Annotated in this window: 17 protein-coding genes; 6 read left to right on the top strand and 11 right to left on the bottom strand. The window is 69.8% G+C overall.

Annotated elements, in window-relative coordinates:
- Positions 1 to 4: 4 nt before the first annotated feature.
- On the top strand, positions 5 to 799 hold the full coding sequence (locus tag TF1_RS02275; protein ID WP_011291519.1) for a nucleotidyltransferase domain-containing protein: 795 nt from the start codon (positions 5 to 7) through the stop codon (positions 797 to 799).
- 7 nt (positions 800 to 806) lie between these two features.
- Here the strand turns inward: TF1_RS02275 and TF1_RS02280 are convergent, their stop codons facing one another.
- Positions 807 to 1526 carry an SAM-dependent methyltransferase gene (locus tag TF1_RS02280; RefSeq protein WP_011291518.1) on the bottom strand — a complete coding sequence of 240 codons (720 nt, stop codon included), beginning with the start codon at positions 1524 to 1526 and terminating at the stop codon, positions 807 to 809.
- A gap of 382 nt (positions 1527 to 1908) precedes the next feature.
- Between TF1_RS02280 and TF1_RS02285 the strand changes: the two genes are divergently transcribed.
- The 5 genes from TF1_RS02285 (at position 1909) to TF1_RS02305 (ending at position 6746) form a co-directional block, all read left to right on the top strand.
- Entirely contained in the window at positions 1909 to 2283 is a 375-nt protein-coding gene (locus TF1_RS02285; RefSeq protein WP_016188475.1) for a DUF3870 domain-containing protein, read from the top strand.
- The gene (locus tag TF1_RS02290; protein ID WP_011291516.1) at positions 2280 to 3515 is read left to right on the top strand and encodes a CaiB/BaiF CoA transferase family protein; all 1236 of its coding nucleotides are present in this window, start codon (positions 2280 to 2282) and stop codon (positions 3513 to 3515) included. The genes TF1_RS02285 and TF1_RS02290 overlap by 4 nt, the downstream gene beginning before the upstream one ends.
- Before the next feature lie 74 nt (positions 3516 to 3589).
- On the top strand, positions 3590 to 4780 hold the full coding sequence (locus TF1_RS02295; RefSeq protein ID WP_011291515.1) for an acyl-CoA dehydrogenase family protein: 1191 nt from the start codon (positions 3590 to 3592) through the stop codon (positions 4778 to 4780).
- A 76-nt stretch (positions 4781 to 4856) separates the two neighbouring features.
- Positions 4857 to 5321, top strand: a complete 465-nt coding sequence (locus TF1_RS02300; protein ID WP_011291514.1) for a nitroreductase/quinone reductase family protein — start codon at positions 4857 to 4859, stop codon at positions 5319 to 5321.
- A gap of 219 nt (positions 5322 to 5540) precedes the next feature.
- A complete protein-coding gene (locus TF1_RS02305; RefSeq protein ID WP_011291513.1) occupies positions 5541 to 6746 on the top strand; it encodes a DUF418 domain-containing protein in 1206 nt (401 codons plus the stop codon).
- A 66-nt stretch (positions 6747 to 6812) separates the two neighbouring features.
- On the opposite strand, the gene metK is transcribed toward TF1_RS02305, so the two are convergent.
- The 10 genes from metK to carA all read right to left on the bottom strand — a co-directional run bounded on the left by metK (position 6813) and on the right by carA (position 19067).
- Positions 6813 to 8006: a methionine adenosyltransferase gene (gene metK, locus TF1_RS02310; RefSeq protein WP_011291512.1), complete on the bottom strand. Its 1194-nt coding sequence runs from the start codon at positions 8004 to 8006 to the stop codon at positions 6813 to 6815.
- 231 nt (positions 8007 to 8237) lie between these two features.
- Positions 8238 to 9476, bottom strand: a complete 1239-nt coding sequence (gene coaBC / locus TF1_RS02315; protein ID WP_011291511.1) for a bifunctional phosphopantothenoylcysteine decarboxylase/phosphopantothenate--cysteine ligase CoaBC — start codon at positions 9474 to 9476, stop codon at positions 8238 to 8240.
- Between the two features lie 133 nt (positions 9477 to 9609).
- Positions 9610 to 9876 carry a DNA-directed RNA polymerase subunit omega gene (rpoZ, locus tag TF1_RS02320; RefSeq protein WP_011291510.1) on the bottom strand — a complete coding sequence of 89 codons (267 nt, stop codon included), beginning with the start codon at positions 9874 to 9876 and terminating at the stop codon, positions 9610 to 9612.
- A gap of 145 nt (positions 9877 to 10021) precedes the next feature.
- The gene (gene gmk / locus TF1_RS02325) at positions 10022 to 10612 is read right to left on the bottom strand and encodes a guanylate kinase (protein ID WP_011291509.1); all 591 of its coding nucleotides are present in this window, start codon (positions 10610 to 10612) and stop codon (positions 10022 to 10024) included.
- Between the two features lie 182 nt (positions 10613 to 10794).
- On the bottom strand, positions 10795 to 11112 hold the full coding sequence (gene mihF / locus TF1_RS02330) for an integration host factor, actinobacterial type (RefSeq protein WP_011291508.1): 318 nt from the start codon (positions 11110 to 11112) through the stop codon (positions 10795 to 10797).
- Between the two features lie 306 nt (positions 11113 to 11418).
- Positions 11419 to 12120 (bottom strand): orotidine-5'-phosphate decarboxylase, encoded by a 702-nt coding sequence (gene pyrF / locus TF1_RS02335; protein ID WP_011291507.1) that lies wholly within the window; start codon positions 12118 to 12120, stop codon positions 11419 to 11421.
- Between the two features lie 307 nt (positions 12121 to 12427).
- Complete coding sequence (locus TF1_RS02340; RefSeq protein WP_038043548.1) at positions 12428 to 13381, bottom strand: dihydroorotate dehydrogenase; 954 nt, start codon at positions 13379 to 13381, stop codon at positions 12428 to 12430.
- 45 nt (positions 13382 to 13426) lie between these two features.
- The gene (locus TF1_RS02345) at positions 13427 to 14317 is read right to left on the bottom strand and encodes a dihydroorotate dehydrogenase electron transfer subunit (protein WP_011291505.1); all 891 of its coding nucleotides are present in this window, start codon (positions 14315 to 14317) and stop codon (positions 13427 to 13429) included.
- Between the two features lie 182 nt (positions 14318 to 14499).
- The gene (gene carB / locus TF1_RS02350) at positions 14500 to 17811 is read right to left on the bottom strand and encodes a carbamoyl-phosphate synthase large subunit (RefSeq protein WP_061783588.1); all 3312 of its coding nucleotides are present in this window, start codon (positions 17809 to 17811) and stop codon (positions 14500 to 14502) included.
- Between the two features lie 92 nt (positions 17812 to 17903).
- Positions 17904 to 19067 carry a glutamine-hydrolyzing carbamoyl-phosphate synthase small subunit gene (carA, locus tag TF1_RS02355; protein WP_061783594.1) on the bottom strand — a complete coding sequence of 388 codons (1164 nt, stop codon included), beginning with the start codon at positions 19065 to 19067 and terminating at the stop codon, positions 17904 to 17906.
- Positions 19068 to 19116 lie beyond the last annotated feature (49 nt).

The raw sequence follows: 19116 nt of genomic DNA on the forward strand, positions 1-19116 counted from the left end.
TCCCGTGAAGCATTCCACACCGGAGTTCGCCGCTATCGCCGAACGCGGCACCGTGCTGCGGTGCCAGGTCGGCTCCGAAGTCCACGGCATTGCCGTGCCCGGGCACGGCGACCGCGACGAGATCGGCATGTGCATCGAGCCGCCCGAATACGTCATCGGGCTGCGCTCGTTCGAACAGTACCTCTACCGCACCCAGCCCGAGGGGTCCCGCTCCGGTCCGGGCGACCTCGACGTGACCGTGTACTCCCTGCGGAAATGGACCCGGCTCGCGTTGGCAGGCAACCCCACGGTGCTGATCCCGCTGTTCGTGCCCGACACGGCGATCGTCCGCATCACCGACGTGGGACGGGAGCTGCGGGCCCATGCGGACCGGTTCGTGTCCCGGACTGCCGGCCGCCGGTTCCTGGGCTATCTGCGCGACCAGCGGGACCGCCTGCTGGGCCGCCGCGGCGGACGGCACACCAACCGTCCCGAGCTCGTCGACAGGTACGGTTTCGACGTGAAATTCGCCGCCCACCTGGTCCGGTTGGGCATCCAAGGGGTGGAGCTGCTGGAGACCGGACGTCTCACCCTGCCGATGCGGGAACCGTGGCGGACCTGGCTGCGGGACCTGCGCCAAGGACGGCACAGCCGCGACGAGGTGCTGGACGTGGCCGCCGACTACGAGCAGCGGCTGGTCGACCTCATCGCCCGTTCCGACCTGCCCGATCAGGCCGACCATGCGTGGGCGGACGCCTGGCTGGTCCGGGTCTACCGGGAGACGTGGCGCTCCTGGGAACAGCAGGGCGCCTCCAGGTGACCGCCGATCAGCAGCGGCGGGCCAGCCCGGCCAGTATCCCGGTTCCTTCAGCGACGACTTCCTCATCCGGGTAGGGCCACCAGGCGAGGTCGGCCACCCCCGGTTCCACCAGGCAGAAAGGGTCGAAGAGCGCGGCGGCGAGCGCTCGGGCGTACGGGTCGGCGGGGTTGGCGGGGCGCTGGCGGAGCACCAGGTGGCTGCCGGGCGCCAGGACGCGGTGCAGCGCGGGGACCAGGTCGCGGACGTCCCCGCCAGGCAGCAGGTCGACGTCGATGAGCACTGCCACCGGCTCCCCCAGGTCGATACGGCCGCGCAGGCTGAGGTGCGCGGCCACGTCGTCGGGGCGCACCTGCTCCAGCCAGAGCATGGCGGGCTGAAGCGCCGACGCCCGCGGATGCAGCGGCACCGCGGTTCCGATGCCGACCTGCACCACGCGGGCGTCGGGACACTGCTCCGTGACCAGGGCGTGGACCCCGGTAGTGTGCGGTACCCGGGACCCGAAATCCACGTACTGCCGGATGCCCACGTCGACGATGAGGTAACTGAGACAGCGGGTGAGGAAGCGGCGCTCGGCTTCGGCCAGGCGGAGGTTCTGGGCGCGTTTCTGGGCGTCCGCCGGGGGGCGGCTGCCGGTGCGGTGGTCGTCGAGGGGGATCACCCGGGGGGCGTGCCCGCCCAGGGAGCGGGGTTCGTCGTCGAAGGGCAGTGCCTGCCGCTGTTCGATCACGATTACCTTCCCCCAACCGTCGGCCGGCGAGGACGCGGCCGACGAGCGGGTGGCTCAACTCCGCGCTCGCCCACCGTGACCTCGGTCACTGACCTCCTGATCGTAGCGTCTCCGCGGAGAATCCCCTATCGGGCAATTCTCACGGTGTTTCCCACTATGCTGCCTACCCGCTCTTCGGCCGCACCGCCCCCGCCTTATGGGCATTTCTCTAGGAACCCCGACCCTTGACAATGATCGGCGGCGCGCAGGCATACTGAAAAAGCCTGCCCTCTCGCCGAGGACGCCATCGAGAAGTCCCGCACTACTTCCCGCCGACGTCCTGCCAGGCGTGAGACTCCAGCGCGAGAGTCCCGTATGCCTTCCTGTGTCATGAAAGAGGGCTTTGCTCGTGCTTGAGCATGCACGCCGTCTCCTGGACAACCCTGACGTCGTCCTCATTTCCGGATACGCCCGGCTGCCGGACACCGTGGCAGGCCGACACCAGTACGAACGGCTCGGTGTCGTCTTGGCGGTAGAGCGGTCCACCGGCCGGATCGTGGCCGCAGACAGCACCCTGATCACCGAGCTGGCCCGGGAGTTCTTCCGCGTCCTCGTCGAAGGCCTGTCGATCTACGACGACCTCGCGGAGATCGTGCACCGCGTGCAGACCCGCTACGCGGGACAGTCCGGTGCCGCCCTAGCCACTGCGCTGCGCCGCTGCCTGGAGTCCGGGCTGCACCTGCGCACCACGCAGCGTGCGGGGGAGGACCGGCCGTGACCGCACCGCCTGCCCCGTCCTCCGCCCCGCTTTCCGGGATGCTCGTCGCCGACCTGTCCCGGGTACTCGCCGGGCCCTACGCCACGATGCTGCTGGCCGACCTGGGCGCGGACGTGGTCAAAGTGGAGCATCCCGAGCGCGGGGACGACACCCGCGCATGGGGCCCGCCGTGGGCGGGCGACCAGTCCGCCTACTATCTCGCGCTCAACCGGGGCAAGCGGAGCCTGGCCGTCGACCTCAAAGACCCGGACGGGCTGGCCGCGGTGCGGACCCTGTGTGCGCGGGCCGACGTGGTCGTGCAGAACTTCCGGCCTGGCACGGCCGAACGGCTGGGCCTGGGGTATGCCGACGTGGCCGCCGACAACCCCGGGGTGGTCTACTGCTCGATCAGCGGGTTCGGTCCCGGGCACCTCCGCCCCGACCGTCCCGGGTTCGACGTGGTCATCCAAGGTGAGAGCGGTCTGATGAGCACCACGGGCACGCCGGAGGGCGGGCCCACCAAGATCGGGATCCCGCTCGCGGATGTGCTCACCGGCCTCAACGCCACCACCGCGGTCTGCGCGGCCCTGGTGCGGCGCGCCACTACGGGGCGCGGGGAGCACATCCACGTCTCGCTGCTCAACTCGGCGCTCTCCGCGCTCGTCCAAGTAGGCCAGTCTGCGCTGGTCACCGGGGCAGAACCGGAGCGGGTCGGGCACGCGCACCCGTCTATCGTCCCCTACCAGACGTTTCCCACTGCTGACGGCGACATCATCATCGCCGCCGGCAACGACGCGCTCTACCGCGCCCTGTGCACGGTCGTGGAGCGCCCCGACCTCGCCGAGGATCCGCGGTTCCGCCGCAACGCGGACCGGGTCGCGCACCGGGACATCCTCGTGGCGGAGCTCACCGCCGCTTTGGCGAAGCGCAGCGCCGAGGAGTGGACCGCGCTGTTGAGCGACGCCGGGGTGCCCGTGGGGAAGGTGCGCGGGGTGGCTGAAGCGCTCCGCACCGCCGACGCCTCCGGGGATGAGGCGACCATGACCGTCGACCACCCCGTGCTGGGCGCAGTGGAGCTGATCCGCCCCGGGTTCCGCTTCACCGGCGCAGCCCCGCAGCACGGTCCTGCCGTGCTGCCTCCCCCGCTGCTGGGGCAGCACTCGGTGGAAGTCCTCCGCGAGCTCGGCTTGTCGGAGGAGCGCATCACCGCCCTGGTGGAGCGCGGCACTGTCGTCCAGCACCCCGTCCACTGACCGCGCCATTCCGGCCAGTCGGTACCGTGCTGTTCTGCTGTCGCTGTCCGAATGTGTGGAGGAGTTGAGTTCTCGTGTCCACCAGTCACGGCCCTGCCGCCCCTGACCCGCTGGATTTTCTGGCCGTGGACTCTTCGCTCAGCGCGGAGGAGCGTGCTGTGCGCGACACGGTGCGCGAGTTCGGCCGTCGCGAGCTGCTGCCGCACGTCGCTGAATGGTTTGCGGCCGGCACAATCCCCGACCCGCACGGCCTAGCCCGGAAGTTCGGGCAGCTCGGCCTGCTCGGCATGCACTTGGACGGGTACGGGTGCCCGGGGGCGGGCGCGGTCGCCTACGGGCTGGCCTGCCGGGAGCTGGAAGCGGTCGACTCGGGGCTGCGCAGCTTCGTCTCCGTGCAGGGGTCGCTCGCCATGACCGCCATCCACCGCTACGGCTCGGAAGAACAGAAGCAGCAGTGGCTGCCCCGCATGGCCGCGGGGGAGGCGATCGGCTGCTTCGGCCTGACGGAACCGGACTCGGGGAGCGACCCCGGGGCGATGCGGACCCGGGCCCGCCGGGTGGGTGCTGACTGGGTGCTCACCGGCACCAAGATGTGGATCACCAACGGGTCAGTCGCCGACGTGGCCGTGGTGTGGGCGGGCACCGAAGAGGGGATCCGGGGGTTCCTCGTCCCCGCCGGCACCCCCGGGTTCACGGCCACGGTGATTGAACGCAAGCTCTCCCTGCGGGCGTCGATCACCGCCGCGCTCTCCTTGGACGAGGTCCGGCTCCCCGACTCCGCGCGGCTGCCGCTCGCAGCAGGGCTGCGCGCTCCCCTGTCGTGCCTGACCGAGGCCCGGTACGGCATCGTCTGGGGTGCGGCGGGCGCGGCCCGCGCCTGCTACGAGGCAGCACTGGAATACGCCACCTCCCGCGAACAGTTCGGCCAGCCCATCGCCGCGTTCCAGCTCACCCAGCGCAAACTCGCGGAGATGGTGGTGGACGTCAACCAGGCGTCGCTGACCGCCCTGCATTTGGGGCGGCTCAAAGAAGCGGGGGCATGCCACCACTACCAGGTGAGTTTCGGCAAACTCGCCAACGTGGCCGCGGCCCAGCGGGTAGCCGCCAAGGCCCGATCCGTGCACGGCGCCAACGGCATCACCTTGGACTACCCGGTGCTGCGGCACCTGCTGAACCTGGAGACGGTCGCCACCTACGAGGGCACGGAGGAGATCCACACGCTCAGCCTCGGCCAGGCGGTCACCGGAATCTCCGCGTTCCGGTAGCGGATTGCCCGGGTATGCCGCAGAGGCGAAGCATTCCACCACCCCCCACAATAGGGGTGTGAGAGGAAGGGGTGCGATGGAGCACGGGACGAAACGGTTCAGAATGACCCGGGTGCGGCGGGTCCTCAACGCCGTCATCGGCGGGGCGGTCGCCTACGGACTAGGCACTCGGGACCTGCATCTACTCACCACTCGAGGGGCGAAGACCGGGTTCCTCCGCACCGTTCCCGTCAGCGTGGTGGACAACACCGACGGCCGTTTCCTGGTCGCTCCCTACGGGGAGGTGGGCTGGGTGCGCAACCTCCGCAAAGAGGGGTATGCGACGCTGCGCCGCGGTGGCTGGATTGAGCTGATCAGCGTGGAAGAGGTCGGTCCGCAGCGGGCCGCCCCGGTCTTGCGGGACTACCTCAACCATCCTCGTGCTGCCGTCGTCGGCCCCTATTTCCGGGTCGGCCCGGACGCGTCCCTGGAAGAGTTCGAACGGGAGGCGGTGCACCACCCGGTCTTCGAGATCGTGCGCAGCACCGTGGTCCGGATCTGACCTTCCCCGGGTCCGGGCAGGGGTCTGCTGCCCCGGGCAGCAGCAGTGCGGCGTGCCACCGTGCCGCGCTTCCTTGCGGAGTGGCGGCACGGTCCGGCACACACTCCGCCTCTGTCCTCCGAAAGTAGTACGCGGTTTCCTTCCTCTTCCTGATGTGCCGGGGACCGCGGCCCCGCGATCATCGCGGTGTCACTTGCATGCGAGAGGGGCCGCTGACACATGACCGCAACGGAACACCGATCGACCGCGCTCGCCCACGATTCTCCTCCTGTCAGCCGTCTGCCGCTGCTCGATGTGCTGCGCGGGACAGCGATCCTCGGCACGCTCGCCACGAACGTGTGGCTGTTCACCGCCCCGCTGGGGGAGGTCACGCCGCTGTATTCCACCGAGTTGACGGTGTCGGCCTCCGGGGTCGGGCAGGTGGTGGAGAGCGTCTTCCGTTTCCTCGCCAACGGCAAGTTCCTTGCCCTGCTGGCCATCCTGTTCGGCGCTGGGCTCGCCATCCAATACGGTTCCGCGGCCCGCCGCGGCCGGCGCTGGCCGGGCACGTACCTGGCCCGAGCCCTGTTCCTGCTGGTGGAGGGGGCCCTCCACTTCGTGCTGGTGTTCGCGTGGGACGTGCTCATGGGGTATGCGGTGACCGGCCTGGTCGTCGCCTGGCTGCTCACCCGCTCTCCGCGGACGCGCCGCATCGTCCTGTGGACGGCGGCCACCGGGCACGTGCTGTTCATGACGCTGGTCACCGCGGCGCTGGCTACCGCCAACGTCCAGGAGCCGAGCGCCCGCGAAACCGCTGAGCTCACCGCGCTGTACGCCGAGGGAAGCTACCTGGAGCAGGTGCTGTTCCGCCTGGACCATGCGCTGCTGCTGCGCATCGAGCCGATCATCACTTTCGGGCTGCTGGTGGCGCTCTTCCTCATCGGCGTGGGCCTGCTGCGTGCCGGGGCGTTCCACCCGGACGTGTCCGGCCGACGGCTGCGGGTCCGGCTGGCCTGCTGGGGTCTGGGTGTGGGGCTTCCGCTGAACCTCGCCACCGCGCTCGGGGGTGCTGAGCTGTTCCTGCTCGACCGCTACGTGGCTGCCCCCGTGGTGGCGGTGGGCTACATCGGCCTGATCGGGGTCGTCGTGGACCGCCTGTCCAAATTCGGGGTGGTGGCGAACGCCTTCTCCGCCCTGGGCCGCACCGCTATGAGCGGCTACATCGCCCAGAACGTGGTGTGCGCCCTGCTGTGCTACGGGTTCGGGTTGGGGCTCGCGGCCCAGCTGGGCGGGGCCCAGCCGTGGTGGACGTTGGGCCTGTGGACCGCGGTCAGCCTGGGCCTGCTGGTCGGCGCTTCGCTGTGGCTGCGGCGCTTCCGGTACGGACCGCTGGAGTGGGTGCAGAAGTCCGTCGTCTCGCGGTTCACCGGTAGCCCGCGGCGTTGATCCGGCACCACCGTCGGTGGGGTCCCGTAACGGGGCCCCACCGGCGTTACGGCAGGAAACTCTGGATCAGGCGCCCACGGCAGCCTTGAGAGCGTCGACGCGGTCGGTGCGCTCCCAGGTGAAGTCGGGCAGCTCCCGGCCGAAGTGGCCGTAGACCGAGGTCTGGGAGTAGATGGGGCGCAGCAGGTCCAGGTCGCGGATGATCGCGGCGGGACGCAGGTCGAAGACCTCCAGCACCGCCTTCTCCAACTGCTCCGGGGCGACCTTCTCGGTGCCGAAGGTCTCCAGGAACACGCCGACCGGGTGGGCTTTGCCGATCGCGTAGGCGACCTGGACTTCGACTCGGTCGGCGAGCCCGGCGGCGACGATGTTCTTCGCGACCCAGCGGGTGGCGTACGCGGCGGAGCGGTCCACCTTGGACGGGTCCTTGCCGGAGAACGCGCCACCGCCGTGGCGGGCGTAGCCGCCGTAGGTGTCGACGATGATCTTGCGGCCGGTCAGCCCGGCGTCACCCATCGGGCCGCCGATCTCGAACCGTCCGGTGGGGTTGACGAGCAGTCGGTAGTTGTCGGCCTCCAGGTTGTAGCGGGCCACTACCGGGTCGACCACGTGCTCCTTGATGTCCGGGGTGAGCAGTTCCCGCAGGTCGATGTCGGGCGCGTGCTGGCTGGAGACCACCACGGTGTCCAACCGGACGGGCCGGTTCCCGTCGTACTCCACGGTGACCTGGGTCTTGCCGTCGGGCCGCAGGTAGGGGATGGTCCCGTCGCGGCGCACTTCAGCGAGTCGCTGCGACAGGGCGTGGGCCAGCGTGATCGGCAGCGGCATCAGCTCCGGGGTCTCGTTGTTGGCGTAGCCGAACATGAGGCCTTGGTCGCCTGCGCCCTGCCGGTCGAGGTCGTCGAAGATCTCTTCCTCCCGGGCCTCGTAGGCGTTGTCGACGCCCTGGGCGATGTCGGGTGACTGCCCGCCGATCGACACGGACACTCCGCAGGAGGCGCCGTCGAACCCCTTGGCCGAGGAGTCGTAGCCGATCTCCAGGATCTTCTCGCGGATGATGGTGGGAATGTCGACGTAGGTGGATGTGGTCACTTCGCCGGCGACGTGGACCAGGCCGGTCGTGATGAGGGTCTCCACCGCGACCCGGCTGTGGGGGTCATCCCTGAGCATCGAGTCGAGGATCGCGTCACTGATCTGGTCAGCGATCTTGTCGGGGTGGCCTTCGGTGACCGACTCGGAGGTGAAAAGTCGACGGGACACGGTGTGGGACTCCTTGCAGCGGCTGCTGGCTGACTTGTCGGTGCCGGCCGGTCCGGGGGCCCGGGAGAGCGCCTCGGCTGTTCCCGACCGACGCAGTTGGTTTACTGGTTCACTGTAGTGGGGATCAGCACATGCCGGACCGATTGTGCGGGTCGGATTGTGGATCGTGGCGCACTTCTCGCGCGCCCCGGCTCCCGGCAAACCTCCTCCGGAGCTGGCCGAGCTATTGTGCTACCGCCCAGTATCAGGGGTTTTGCTCACGGAGCCAAGACGTTCCACGACAAGATCCCATACCCGGTCGGCAAGGTTTTCCTTAGGACCGCGGGGGATCTCCACGGCTCGGCCGTCCCGGTCGAGGACCACCGCCTCGTTGTCCGGGGTGCCGAACGCGATCCCCTCTCCGACCTGGTTGACCACGATCAGGTCGCACCCCTTGCGCTGGAGCTTATTGCGGCCGTAGGCGACCGCGTTCTCCGTTTCCGCGGCGAAGCCGACGATGACCTGGTCCTTGCGGGGGCGGTTCCGGCTGAGTTCCGCGAGAATGTCCGGGTTCTCTACGAGGGTAATCGTGGGGGGCGGTCCCCCGGTCTTCTTGATCTTCCCGGCGGCCTTCGTGTCGGGGCGGAAGTCGGCGACCGCGGCAGCCATGACGACCGCGTCGGCGTCGGCAGCCGCAGCCAGCACTGCTTCGCGCATCTCCACAGCCGAGGTGACCGGAATCACGTCGGCTCCTGCCGGGGCGGGAAGCGCCACGTTCGCAGAGACGAGGGTGACGCGGGCGCCGCGCGCCACCGCGGTAGCGGCCAGTGCGTACCCTTGCCGCCCGCTCGACCGGTTCCCCAGGAAGCGGACCGGGTCGAGGGCCTCCCGCGTCCCGCCCGCGGAGACCACCACGTGCCGCCCGGTCAGGTCCGCGGCGAGGGTGCCGCGGGCGAGCACCCTGCGGGCCACGTCGAACAGCTCGGCGGGCTCCGGCAGCCGTCCTTTGCCGGTGTCGGCCCCGGTCAGCCGTCCCGTCGCCGGTTCCAGCACGATCGCTCCGCGCGCGCGGAGCGTGGCGACATTCTGCTGGGTGGCCGGGTGCTCCCACATCTCGGTGTGCATGGCGGGAGCGAACACGACCGGACAGCGCGCGGTGAGCAGCGTGTTGGTCAGCAGGTCGTCGGCCATGCCGTGGGCGGCGCGGGCGAGCAGGTCGGCGGTGGCGGGAGCCACGAAGACGAGGTCTGCCTGCTGTCCCAGCCGCACGTGGGGGACTTCGTGCACGTCCTGCCACACCTCGGTGGCGACCGGCTGGCCGGAGAGCGCCGCCCAGGTGGGCTCGCCCACGAAGCGGAGCGCGTCCCGGGTGGGGACCACCCGGACGTGGTGCCCGGACTCGGTGAGACGGCGCAGCAGTTCGCAGACCTTGTAGGCGGCGATCCCCCCGCCTACACCGAGAACGACCCGGGGTGCGCGCTGAGCCGCCATCGGTGGCACCGTCCCTTCTTGTCGCTGCACAACTAGTTCGGCTTCCCGCCGACCGTGACCTTATCCACCGCCCGTCTGGCGGAAACGGGCGGGGTGAGGTTCTCCGGTCGGGGGAAGCCGGCAGCGGGTACGGCTACGCTTCCTCCTGGGTTTCCGCGGTCAGGAGTCCTTCCCGGATCTCGCGCAGCGCAATGGACAGGGGCTTCTCCTGGGGCTGCGTCTCGACGAGCGGGCCCACGTACTCCAGCAGCCCCTCGCCCAGCTGGGCGTAGTAGGCGTTGATCTGCCGGGCCCGCTTGGCAGCCATGGTGACAAGGCTGTACTTGCTGTCGACGACCTCGAGGAGCTCGTCGATCGGCGGGTTGGTAATGCCTTCGGCAACAGGTGGTGTACCAGCCAAGGTGCCTAACCCCTCGACGATCGGTCGGCCCCGCGCGCACAGCGCGGCGGCCGGGAGTGCGGACGGAAGAAGGTTGCGAGGCGCGGACCGCTCCAGCGGTCCCGTGCCTGGAGTGGTCAGGCCGAGCGCCCCGGGACGCGCCTGGTCACTGTGTTGACGGCGCAGCTATCAAAGCTAGCAGTTCGTCGCAGACTTCGTGTACTGACGTGTTGACCAGGGTGACGTCGAATTCTTTTTCGGCGGCGAGTTCGATGCGGGCGGTCTCCAACCGGCGCTGGATGACCTCGGGGGATTCGGTGCCGCGCCCGGTGAGTCTGCGGACCAGCTCCTCCCAGGACGGCGGGGCGAGGAACACCAGGAACGCGTCGGGCATGTTGGCGCGCACCTGGCGTGCGCCGTTGAGATCGATCTCCAGCAGCACGGGCTGTCCGGCGGCGAGCCGCTTGAGCACCGGTTCGCGGGGGGTGCCGTAGCGGTTGCCGGCGAACTCGGCCCACTCCAGCAGTTCGTTCTCGGCAACCAGCCGGTCGAACTCGGCGTCGTCGACGAAGTAGTACTCGACCCCGTCGGTCTCGCCGGGACGCGGGGGCCGCGTGGTGACCGACACCGAGAGCCACACTTCGGGACGGCGGCGGCGCAGCTCTTTGACGACGGTGCTCTTTCCTACCCCGGAGGGACCAGACAGGACTGTGAGACGTTTCGGCTGGTCGTTACCGGCTCCGGACTCAACAGGCACTGATTCTCCGATTCCCGGCTCCCGCTGCGCACGGGATGGACGGTGGTTCGTCGCCGCGGCTTCGCGCCGCGGTGGATCTTTTTATACCAGTTCAACGGGGACCGGCTCGTCACCGCCGTGCAGCGACGAGCCGGTCCACACAGTAGCGGCGCGCACAGTGGGCGCGCCGTAGCTCCCCTGAACTACTGGCCGCCGAATTCGCTTTCCAGCGCGGCACGCTGGTTGGCGCCCAGGCCGCGGATCCGCCGCGACTCGGCGATGTTGAGCCGCTCCATGATCTGCTTGGCGCGGACTTTGCCTACGCCGGGGAGCGACTCGAGCAGGGCGGAGACCTTCATCTTGCCGATGACCTCGTTGGTCTGGCCGAGCTTGAGGACCTCGGTCAGCGAGATACCGCCGTGCTTGAGGCGGTGCTTGACCTCCGCGCGCTCTTTTCTGGCCTTCGCGGCCTTCTCAAGAGCCGCGGCGCGCTGTTCAGGAGTGAGGGGAGGAAGGGCCACGCCGGGTCACCTCGGTTTTCTCTCGTTTTCAGAGGGCGGACGCCTGCGCAAGTTAGTAGGTTCCGCCCCTCTTCGGCAACGCAAAGGCGCTTTTCATGCGCTATTTCCTTCAAGGAATTACGCTAAGCACCCTACCAATTACCCAATGTCGTCAATTTGTAGGTTTTCTGCCTGCTTGACAATCCGGACAGAGCCCCGGACACCACTGACGACATTGACGTGAGGTTCGCCACATCAACGCCAGAAAACCGTATTTCGGACGAAGAAACCGGGAACCGATGGATGACCGTAACAGATCCTGGCCGGTCAGGAGGGGGACGCCCCGGTTTTTTGGAGCTCTGCGGCGAGCGCCGCAGCCGCCGCCCCCGGATCCGGTGCGCGGGTAATGGGCCGTCCGATGACCAGCAGGTCCGCCCCGGCCGCCAGCGCCGCCTCGGGAGTCGCCACCCGCGCCTGGTCCCCCTGGGCGGCCCCGGCCGGCCGCACCCCCGGGGTGATGAGCGTGACGTCCGGGCCGACCTCGGCGCGGACCATAGCCGCCTCCTGCGGGGAGCACACCAAGGCCCGGGCCCCCGCCTCCACTGCGAGCACCGCAAGCCGGCGCACCGCGTCCCTCGCCGGGCCGCGCATCCCCACCGCGCCGAGCGCGGCCTCGTCCAGCGACGTCAGCACGGTCACCGCGGCGATCCGCGTCTCGGGTGCCGCCTCCACCGCGGCGCGGACCATGTCGGCGCCTCCGGCCGCATGCACGGTGAGGAACGCCGGAGCAAGCCCGGCCACCGATCGGGCAGCGCCCGCGACCGTGGCGGGGATGTCGTGCAGTTTCAGGTCGAGGAACAGCGCGGTCTCCCGCGCACCGCGCACGGCCTCCACAACCGCGGGCCCGTAGCGCAGGTACAGCTCCAGCCCGACTTTCAGGGTGCTGACGTGCGGGGCGACCGCGGCGGCCCAGCGGGAAGCGGTCTCCACATCCGGGGCGTCGAGCGCGACGGCGATGGGTGCGGCCAACAGTGGTCCTCCTTCGTGTCGTGGTTGTTTTCCGCGTCCCGCCGCACGCGGCAGGGCACGGAACAGGCGCGCCGCTGGATACGGCGCTCCGGCCTCCTAGCGCATCGGGCGCGGCGGACGGCAGCAGTCCGCCCGGGACACCGTATGCCGCATCCCGACCGCGTGCCGCAGAGAACCCGCTCAACGCGTTCTCTGCGGCACGGCATCCGGCGGCAGAGGAAAAAACTCGCGCGCAGCAGCGCAGGACGTTACCGCGCGTTTCAGCGCGGTGTGGGTGCCCGCCACGCCGGGGGAAGCGGCAGGCCGCTCATCCCGCGGCCACACCGAGGCCTCCCATCCCGTGGTGGGCGGCCCCGATCAGCGACTCGACCCGCTCCACTCCCCGGTCGATCAGCTCCCGCTCCAGTTCCCGCAGCACGCGCATGCACGCCGAAGGGTCGTGGAAGAGCGCGGTCCCGACCGCTACTGCGCTCGCCCCGGCTAGCAGGAACTCCAGCGCGTCCCGGCCGGTGCCGATCCCGCCCATCCCGATGATGGGCACCTCCGGGTATGCGGCATGCACCTGGTAGACGCAGGCGACCGCGATCGGCCGGATCGCGGGACCGGACAGGCCGCCCATCCCCCCGGCCACGGCGGGACGCATCGTGTCGACGTCGATGACCATGCCCCGCACCGTGTTGACGAGGGCCAGCCCGTCGGCGCCCGCAGCCACGCACTTGCCGGCGAGCGCCACCAGGTCGGCGACGTCCGGGGAGAGTTTCGCGAACACCGGGATGTCGGACCGTGCGGTCTCCCGCACCGCCGCCACCACCTGGGCTGCGGCCTCGGGGTCCGCGGTGAAATGCTCGCCCCCGCGGCTCAAGTCCGGGCTGGACAGGTTCACTTCGATCGCGGTGACCCCGGGAGCTTCGGAGAGCCGCTGGGCGAGCGTGACGTACTCGTCGACACTCCCCCCGGCCACCGACACCACGGCACGCGCCCCGCGGGAGAGCAGCCACGGCAGGTCCCGCTGCACGAACACGTCGATGCCTGGCCCCTGCAAGCCAACCGTGCTGAGCACCCCGCTCGGGGTCTCGGCGATACGCGGCGCAGGCCAGCCGGCCCGCGGCTCCACGGTGACCGACTTGGTGACCACCGCGCCGATCCGCGCAATGTCGAAGAACCGCGCCAGCTCCCGCCCGGCCCCGGCGCATCCGGCCGCGGTCACCACCGGGTTGGCCAGCTCCAGTTCCCCCAGCCTGACCCGCAGATCGGGAATCATCGCCGCTGTCTCCGCCACCGTCTCCGCGTCCAAGGGCATCGTCACTCACCCAGCCTCGCGGGCCTGGTCCTCGACGCTCCGCGCCTTCCAGCCAGGGGCTCCTAGAGCGTCGAACGGAACTGTACCGACGTCGTCGAACCGCACCCGCTCGCCCCGGAACACGGGGCCGTCCACGCAGGCGCGCGCCATCCGGGTGATCCCGTCCTCGCCGACCACCGGGACCACGCACGACATGCAGATCCCGGTGCCGCAGGCCATGGTCTCCTCCACGGACACCTGGATCGGGATGCCGTAGTGCATCGCGATCGCAGTGACTTCGCGCAGCATCGGCATCGGGCCGCACGCGTACACCACGTCGGAGTAGGCTTCCTCGATCACCTGGGCGAGCACGTCGGTGACCCGGCCCTTGGTGCCCAGCGAACCGTCGTCGGTGGTGAAAGTCGCGGTCTCCGCGATCCGGCGCGCGGTCATCGCGTTGAACACCCGTGAGGCGGTGGCCCCGCCCAGGACGAAGTCCACGCGGCAGCCGCGCCGCCGCAGCGCGTGGGCGAGCGGGAACAGCGGGACACTGCCGGAGCCGCCGCCGACGAGGACGCAGTTGACCGGGTCGCGCGGCAGCGGGAACGGCCGCCCCAGCGGGCCGATGATGTCGAGCAGGTCGCGGGAGCGCCGCTCCGCCAGCCAGGCGGTCCCCTTGCCGCGCACCGTGAACAGGAACTCCACGGTGCCGCCGTAGTCGGGTTTGACCTCGTGGATCGCGAACATCCGCCGGGTGAGCATGGCGGAGTGCTCGCCGCCGACCGCCACAGCCACGAACTGCCCTGACCGGAACCGCTCCGCAATCCCCGGAGCGACCACCGTGATGGCGTGGTAGGCGTCCACCTGCCGCACCGTCAGTACCGGGCTGCTCATCTGCACCGGCCGCACGTCACTCACTGAGAGGGTCCCCTCCCGGTCTCCACCATCGCTTCGAGCGCTTCCCGGACGTCGTTGCGACGGGCCGCGAGGGGGCCCGCGGAGAAACCCCGCTCCCCGGGCGCTCGCTGTCCCATTGTTCCGCAACCGGCTGCCCCTCGGGGACGGGAATGCCCGCCCGCCCCGAGGGGCAGCGGTCGACCCTACGCGGTCGCCTGCGATGCGTCGCGCAGCCGCTGGGCGTGCTCCTGGAGCGAACGCACCTGGATCCTGCCGTTGACCAGCGACTCGATGGCTTGCACGGCGGCGGCCAGGCCTTGGACCGTGGTCACGCTGGGCACGCCGCGCGCCACTGCGGCGGTGCGGATCTCGTAGCCGTCCAGGCGCGGTCCGGACTGGCCGGGGCCGCCGAACGGCGTGTTGACGATGAGATCCACTTCACCGTTGTGGATGCGCTGCACAATGGTCGGCTCCCCGTCCGGTCCAGGCCCTTCGCTGTGCTTGCGCACCACGCGGGCCTGCACCCCGTGGCGGCGCAGCGCCAGCGCGGTGCCTTCCGTGGCCAGGATCTCGAACCCGAGGTCGGCCAGCCGCCGGACCGGGAAGATCATGGTGCGCTTGTCGCGGTTGGCCACGGAGACGAACACGGTTCCCGACGTGGGGAACGTGCCGTAGGTGGCCAGTTGGGACTTGGCGAACGCGGTGCCGAAGTCCACGTCCAAGCCCATGACTTCACCGGTGGAGCGCATCTCCGGGCCCAGGACGGTGTCCACGCCCTGGCCGTGGCGGTCAATGAAACGGTTGAACGGCAGGACCGCTTCCTTGACGGCGACCGGTGCGTCCGGGGGCAGAGTGCCGCCGTCGCCGTGCCGCGGCAGCAGGCCCTCGTCGCGCAGCTCCTGGATGGTCGCCCCCAGCATGATCCGGGCTGCAGCCTTGGCCAGGGGGACCGCGGTGGCCTTGGACACGAACGGCACGGTGCGCGACGCCCGCGGGTTGGCTTCGAGCACGTAGAGTTCGCCGGCGGAGAGCGCGTACTGCACGTTGATCAGGCCGCGCACCCCCACCCCGGCGGCGATGGCCTCCGTGGAGTAGCGGATGCGTTCAATGTCCTCCTGGCCCAGGGTGATCGCGGGCAGAGCGCAGGCGGAGTCGCCGGAGTGGATGCCCGCCTCCTCGATGTGCTCCATGACACCGCCCAGGTACAGTTCGGTGCCGTCGTAGAGGGCGTCCACGTCGATCTCGATGGCTTCGTCGAGGAAGCGGTCCACCAGCACCGGGTGTTCGGCACTGACTTCCGCGTTGCGCTCGATGTAGTCGGCGAGCATGGCCTCGTTGTAGACGATCTCCATGCCGCGGCCGCCGAGCACGTAGGAGGGGCGGACCAGCACCGGGTAGCCGATCTCTTCGGCGATGGCCCGGGCTTCGTCGAAGGACTGGGCGGTGCCGTGCTTGGGGGCGGGCAGCCCGGCTTTGGCCAGGACCCGGCCGAACTCGCCGCGGTCTTCGGCCAGGTCGATCGCCTCGGGGCTGGTGCCCACGATCGGCACCCCGGCTTCTTTGAGCTTCTTGGCCAGGCCGAGCGGGGTCTGGCCGCCCAGTTGCACGATCACGCCGACGACTTCGCCGGTCTGCTGTTCGGCGCGCACCACTTCGAGCACGTCTTCCAGGGTCAGCGGCTCGAAGTACAGCCGGTCGCTGGTGTCGTAGTCGGTGGAGACCGTCTCAGGGTTGCAGTTGACCATGACGGTCTCGTAGCCGGCCTCCGACAGGGCGAAGGACGCGTGGACGCAGCTGTAGTCGAACTCCACGCCCTGGCCGATCCGGTTGGGTCCGGAGCCGAGGATGATGACCTTGGGCTTGCTGCTGGGCGGGACCTCGGTCTCCTCGTCGTAGCTGGAGTACAGGTAGGGCGTGGTCGCGGGGAACTCGGCGGCGCAGGTGTCCACGGCCAGGTAGACCGGGTGCACGTCGAGGGCGTTGCGCAGCTCCCGCACGACTTCTTCGGAGCGGCCGGTGATCTCGCCGATCTGCGCGTCGGAGAAGCCGAGCTGTTTGGCGGAGCGCAGCAGGTCCGCGTCGAGGCGGGGAGCGGCGGCGAGTTCGCGGGCCTTCTCGTCCAACCGGAGGATCTGGTCGAGGAACCACGGGTCGATCTTGGTGGCCTCGTGGAGTTCCGCGACCGTGGCCCCGGCCCGCAGGGCCTGCTGGACTTGGCGCAGCCGGTGTTCGCTGGGGGTCCGGACCGCCCGCAGCAGCTCCTCTTTGTCCCCGGGGTCTCCTGTCCAGGTGAAGGAGCTGCCTTTCTTCTCCAGCGACCGCATGGCCTTCTGCAGCGCTTCGGGGAAGGACCGGCCGATCGCCATGACTTCGCCGACCGACTTCATGGTGGTGGTCAGGCCGGGGTCGGCGCCGGGGAACTTCTCGAACGCGAACCGCGGCACTTTGACGACGACGTAGTCCAGGGTCGGCTCGAAGCTGGCCAGCGTCTTGGCGGTGATGTCGTTGGTGATCTCGTCGAGGGTGTAGCCGACGGCGAGCTTGGCCGCGATCTTCGCGATGGGGAACCCGGTGGCTTTGGACGCCAGCGCCGAGGACCGGGAGACGCGCGGGTTCATCTCGATGACGATGGTCCGCCCGGTCTCGGGGTGGACCGCGAACTGGATGTTGCAGCCGCCGGTGTCGACCCCGACTTCGCGGATGATGGCGATCCCCAGGTCGCGCAGCCGCTGGTATTCGCGGTCGGTGAGCGTCATCGCGGGGGCGACCGTGATGGAGTCGCCGGTGTGCACGCCCATGGGGTCGAGGTTCTCGATGGAGCAGACGACGATCACGTTGTCGTTGGCGTCGCGCATCAGCTCCAGCTCGTATTCCTTCCAGCCGAGGATGGACTCCTCAAGGAGCACCTCGGTGGTCGGGGAGAGCGCGAGCCCCTGCCCCGCGATGCGGCGCAGCTCCTCCTCGTTGTGGGCGAACCCGGAGCCGGCGCCGCCCAGGGTGAAGGAGGGGCGGACCACGACCGGATAGTTCAGTTCTTCGGCGGCGGCCAGGCACTCTTCGATGGAGTGGCAGATCACCGAGCGGGCCGACTCGCCACCGACCCGCTCCACGACGCGTTTGAAGCTGTCGCGGTCTTCCCCGGCCTGGATGGCGTCGATGTTGGCGCCGATCAGTTCGACCCCGTACTTGTCGAGCACCCCGGCCTCGTGCAGCGCCACCGCGGTGTTGAGCGCGGTCTGGCCGCCCAGGGTGGGCAGCAGCGCATCGGGACGCTCCTTGGCGATGATCTTCTCGACCATCTCCGGGGTGATGGGTTCCACGTAGGTGGCGTCCGCGAATTCGGGGTCGGTCATGATCGTGGCCGGGTTGGAGTTGACCAGGATCACCCGCAGCCCTTCGGCTTTGAGCACCCGGCACGCCTGAGTGCCCGAGTAGTCGAATTCGCACGCCTGGCCGATGACGATCGGCCCGGAGCCGATCACGAGCACAGACGAAAGATCAGTACGGCGCGGCATAGTCGTCGGTATTCCTCAGGTATCGCAAATCACGTCAGGGGTGGCGGCCCGCCAGCAGTCCCGGCGGGCAACGCCGAGCTGCGCGACACAGGTCAGGCGCGCGCGGCCTCGCGGGCCTGCCGGTGGGCGGTCATCATCTCCACGAAGGTGTCGAACACGTCCGCGGCGTCGTGGGGCCCGGAGGCGGCCTCCGGGTGGAACTGGGTGCTGAGCGCGGGGCGGTCGAGCAGCCGCAGTCCTTCCACCACGCCGTCGTTGAGGCCGATGTAGCTCACTTCGGCGCGGCCGTAGGGAGTGTCGAACGGGCCGTCGAGGGGCGCGCGGACCGCGAATCCGTGGTTCTGGCTGGTGATGTAGACGCGCCCGGTCCGGGTCTCGCGGACCGGGTGGTTGGCGCCGCGGTGGCCGAAGGGCAGCTTGTAGGTCTCCAGGCCGAGGGCGCGTCCCAGGATCTGGTTGCCGAAGCAGATGCCGAGCAGCGGGGTGCCCGCGTCCAGGATGCCGCGCATGGTCTCCACCACGGCGTCGGCGGCGGCAGGGTCGCCGGGGCCGTTGCTGAAGAACACGCCGTCCGGGTTGAGGGCGAGGATCTGCTCGGCCGTGGTGTGGGCGGGCAGCACCCGCACTTCGCAGCCGCGTTCGGCGAGCCGCTGCGGGGTCATCGCTTTGATGCCGAGGTCGACCGCTGCGACGGTGAAGCGGACGGGGACGCCGTCCGGCGGGCGGACCGTGTACGGCTCGGCGGTGGTGACCTCTCCGGCCAGGTTCGCGCCGACCATCTGCGGGCTGGCGAGGACGCGTTCCCGCAGCTTGTCCGGGTCGGTTTCCACGGTGCTGATGGCGGCGCGCATCACGCCCTTGTCGCGCAGGTGGCGGGTGAGCGCCCGGGTGCCGGAGAGGGCGATGCCGACGACTCCTTGGCGGCGCAGTTCCTCTTCGAGGGTGCGCTGGGCCCGCCAGTTCGAGACGATGCGGGAGGGTTCGCGGACGACGTATCCGGCCACCCAGATCCGGTGGGATTCGGCGTCGTCGTCGTTGACCCCCGTGTTGCCGATGTGCGGTGCGGTCATCACCACGATCTGGCGGTGGTAGGAGGGGTCGGTGAGGACCTCCTGGTATCCGGTCATTCCGGTGTGGAACACGATTTCACCGAAGGTCTCCCCTTCTGCACCGAAGGAGACCCCGTGGAAGACTCGGCCGTCCTCCAGGACCAGGATCGCGGGTACCTGCACGTTCTTGTTCCCCTCTGCGGGCATGGTGGTTGTCTGGTCGCTCTGGCGCTGGGCGTCCGCTGCTGCGGTGGGC

Origin of the sequence: Thermobifida fusca NBRC 14071 = JCM 3263, assembly GCF_001592045.1 — a bacterium.
Lineage (GTDB): Bacteria > Actinomycetota > Actinomycetes > Streptosporangiales > Streptosporangiaceae > Thermobifida > Thermobifida fusca.

Excerpts from the sequence above, each read along its gene's own strand:
- carA (WP_061783594.1), bottom strand. The coding sequence starts at position 19,067 with ATGCCCGCAGAGGGGAACAAGAACGTGCAGGTACCCGCGATCCTGGTC.
- TF1_RS02300 (WP_011291514.1), top strand. The coding sequence starts at position 4,857 with ATGGAGCACGGGACGAAACGGTTCAGAATGACCCGGGTGCGGCGGGTC.
- TF1_RS02305 (WP_011291513.1), top strand. The coding sequence starts at position 5,541 with ATGACCGCAACGGAACACCGATCGACCGCGCTCGCCCACGATTCTCCT.
- coaBC (WP_011291511.1), bottom strand. The coding sequence starts at position 9,476 with ATGGCGGCTCAGCGCGCACCCCGGGTCGTTCTCGGTGTAGGCGGGGGG.
- carB (WP_061783588.1), bottom strand. The coding sequence starts at position 17,811 with ATGCCGCGCCGTACTGATCTTTCGTCTGTGCTCGTGATCGGCTCCGGG.
- TF1_RS02340 (WP_038043548.1), bottom strand. The coding sequence starts at position 13,381 with ATGATTCCCGATCTGCGGGTCAGGCTGGGGGAACTGGAGCTGGCCAAC.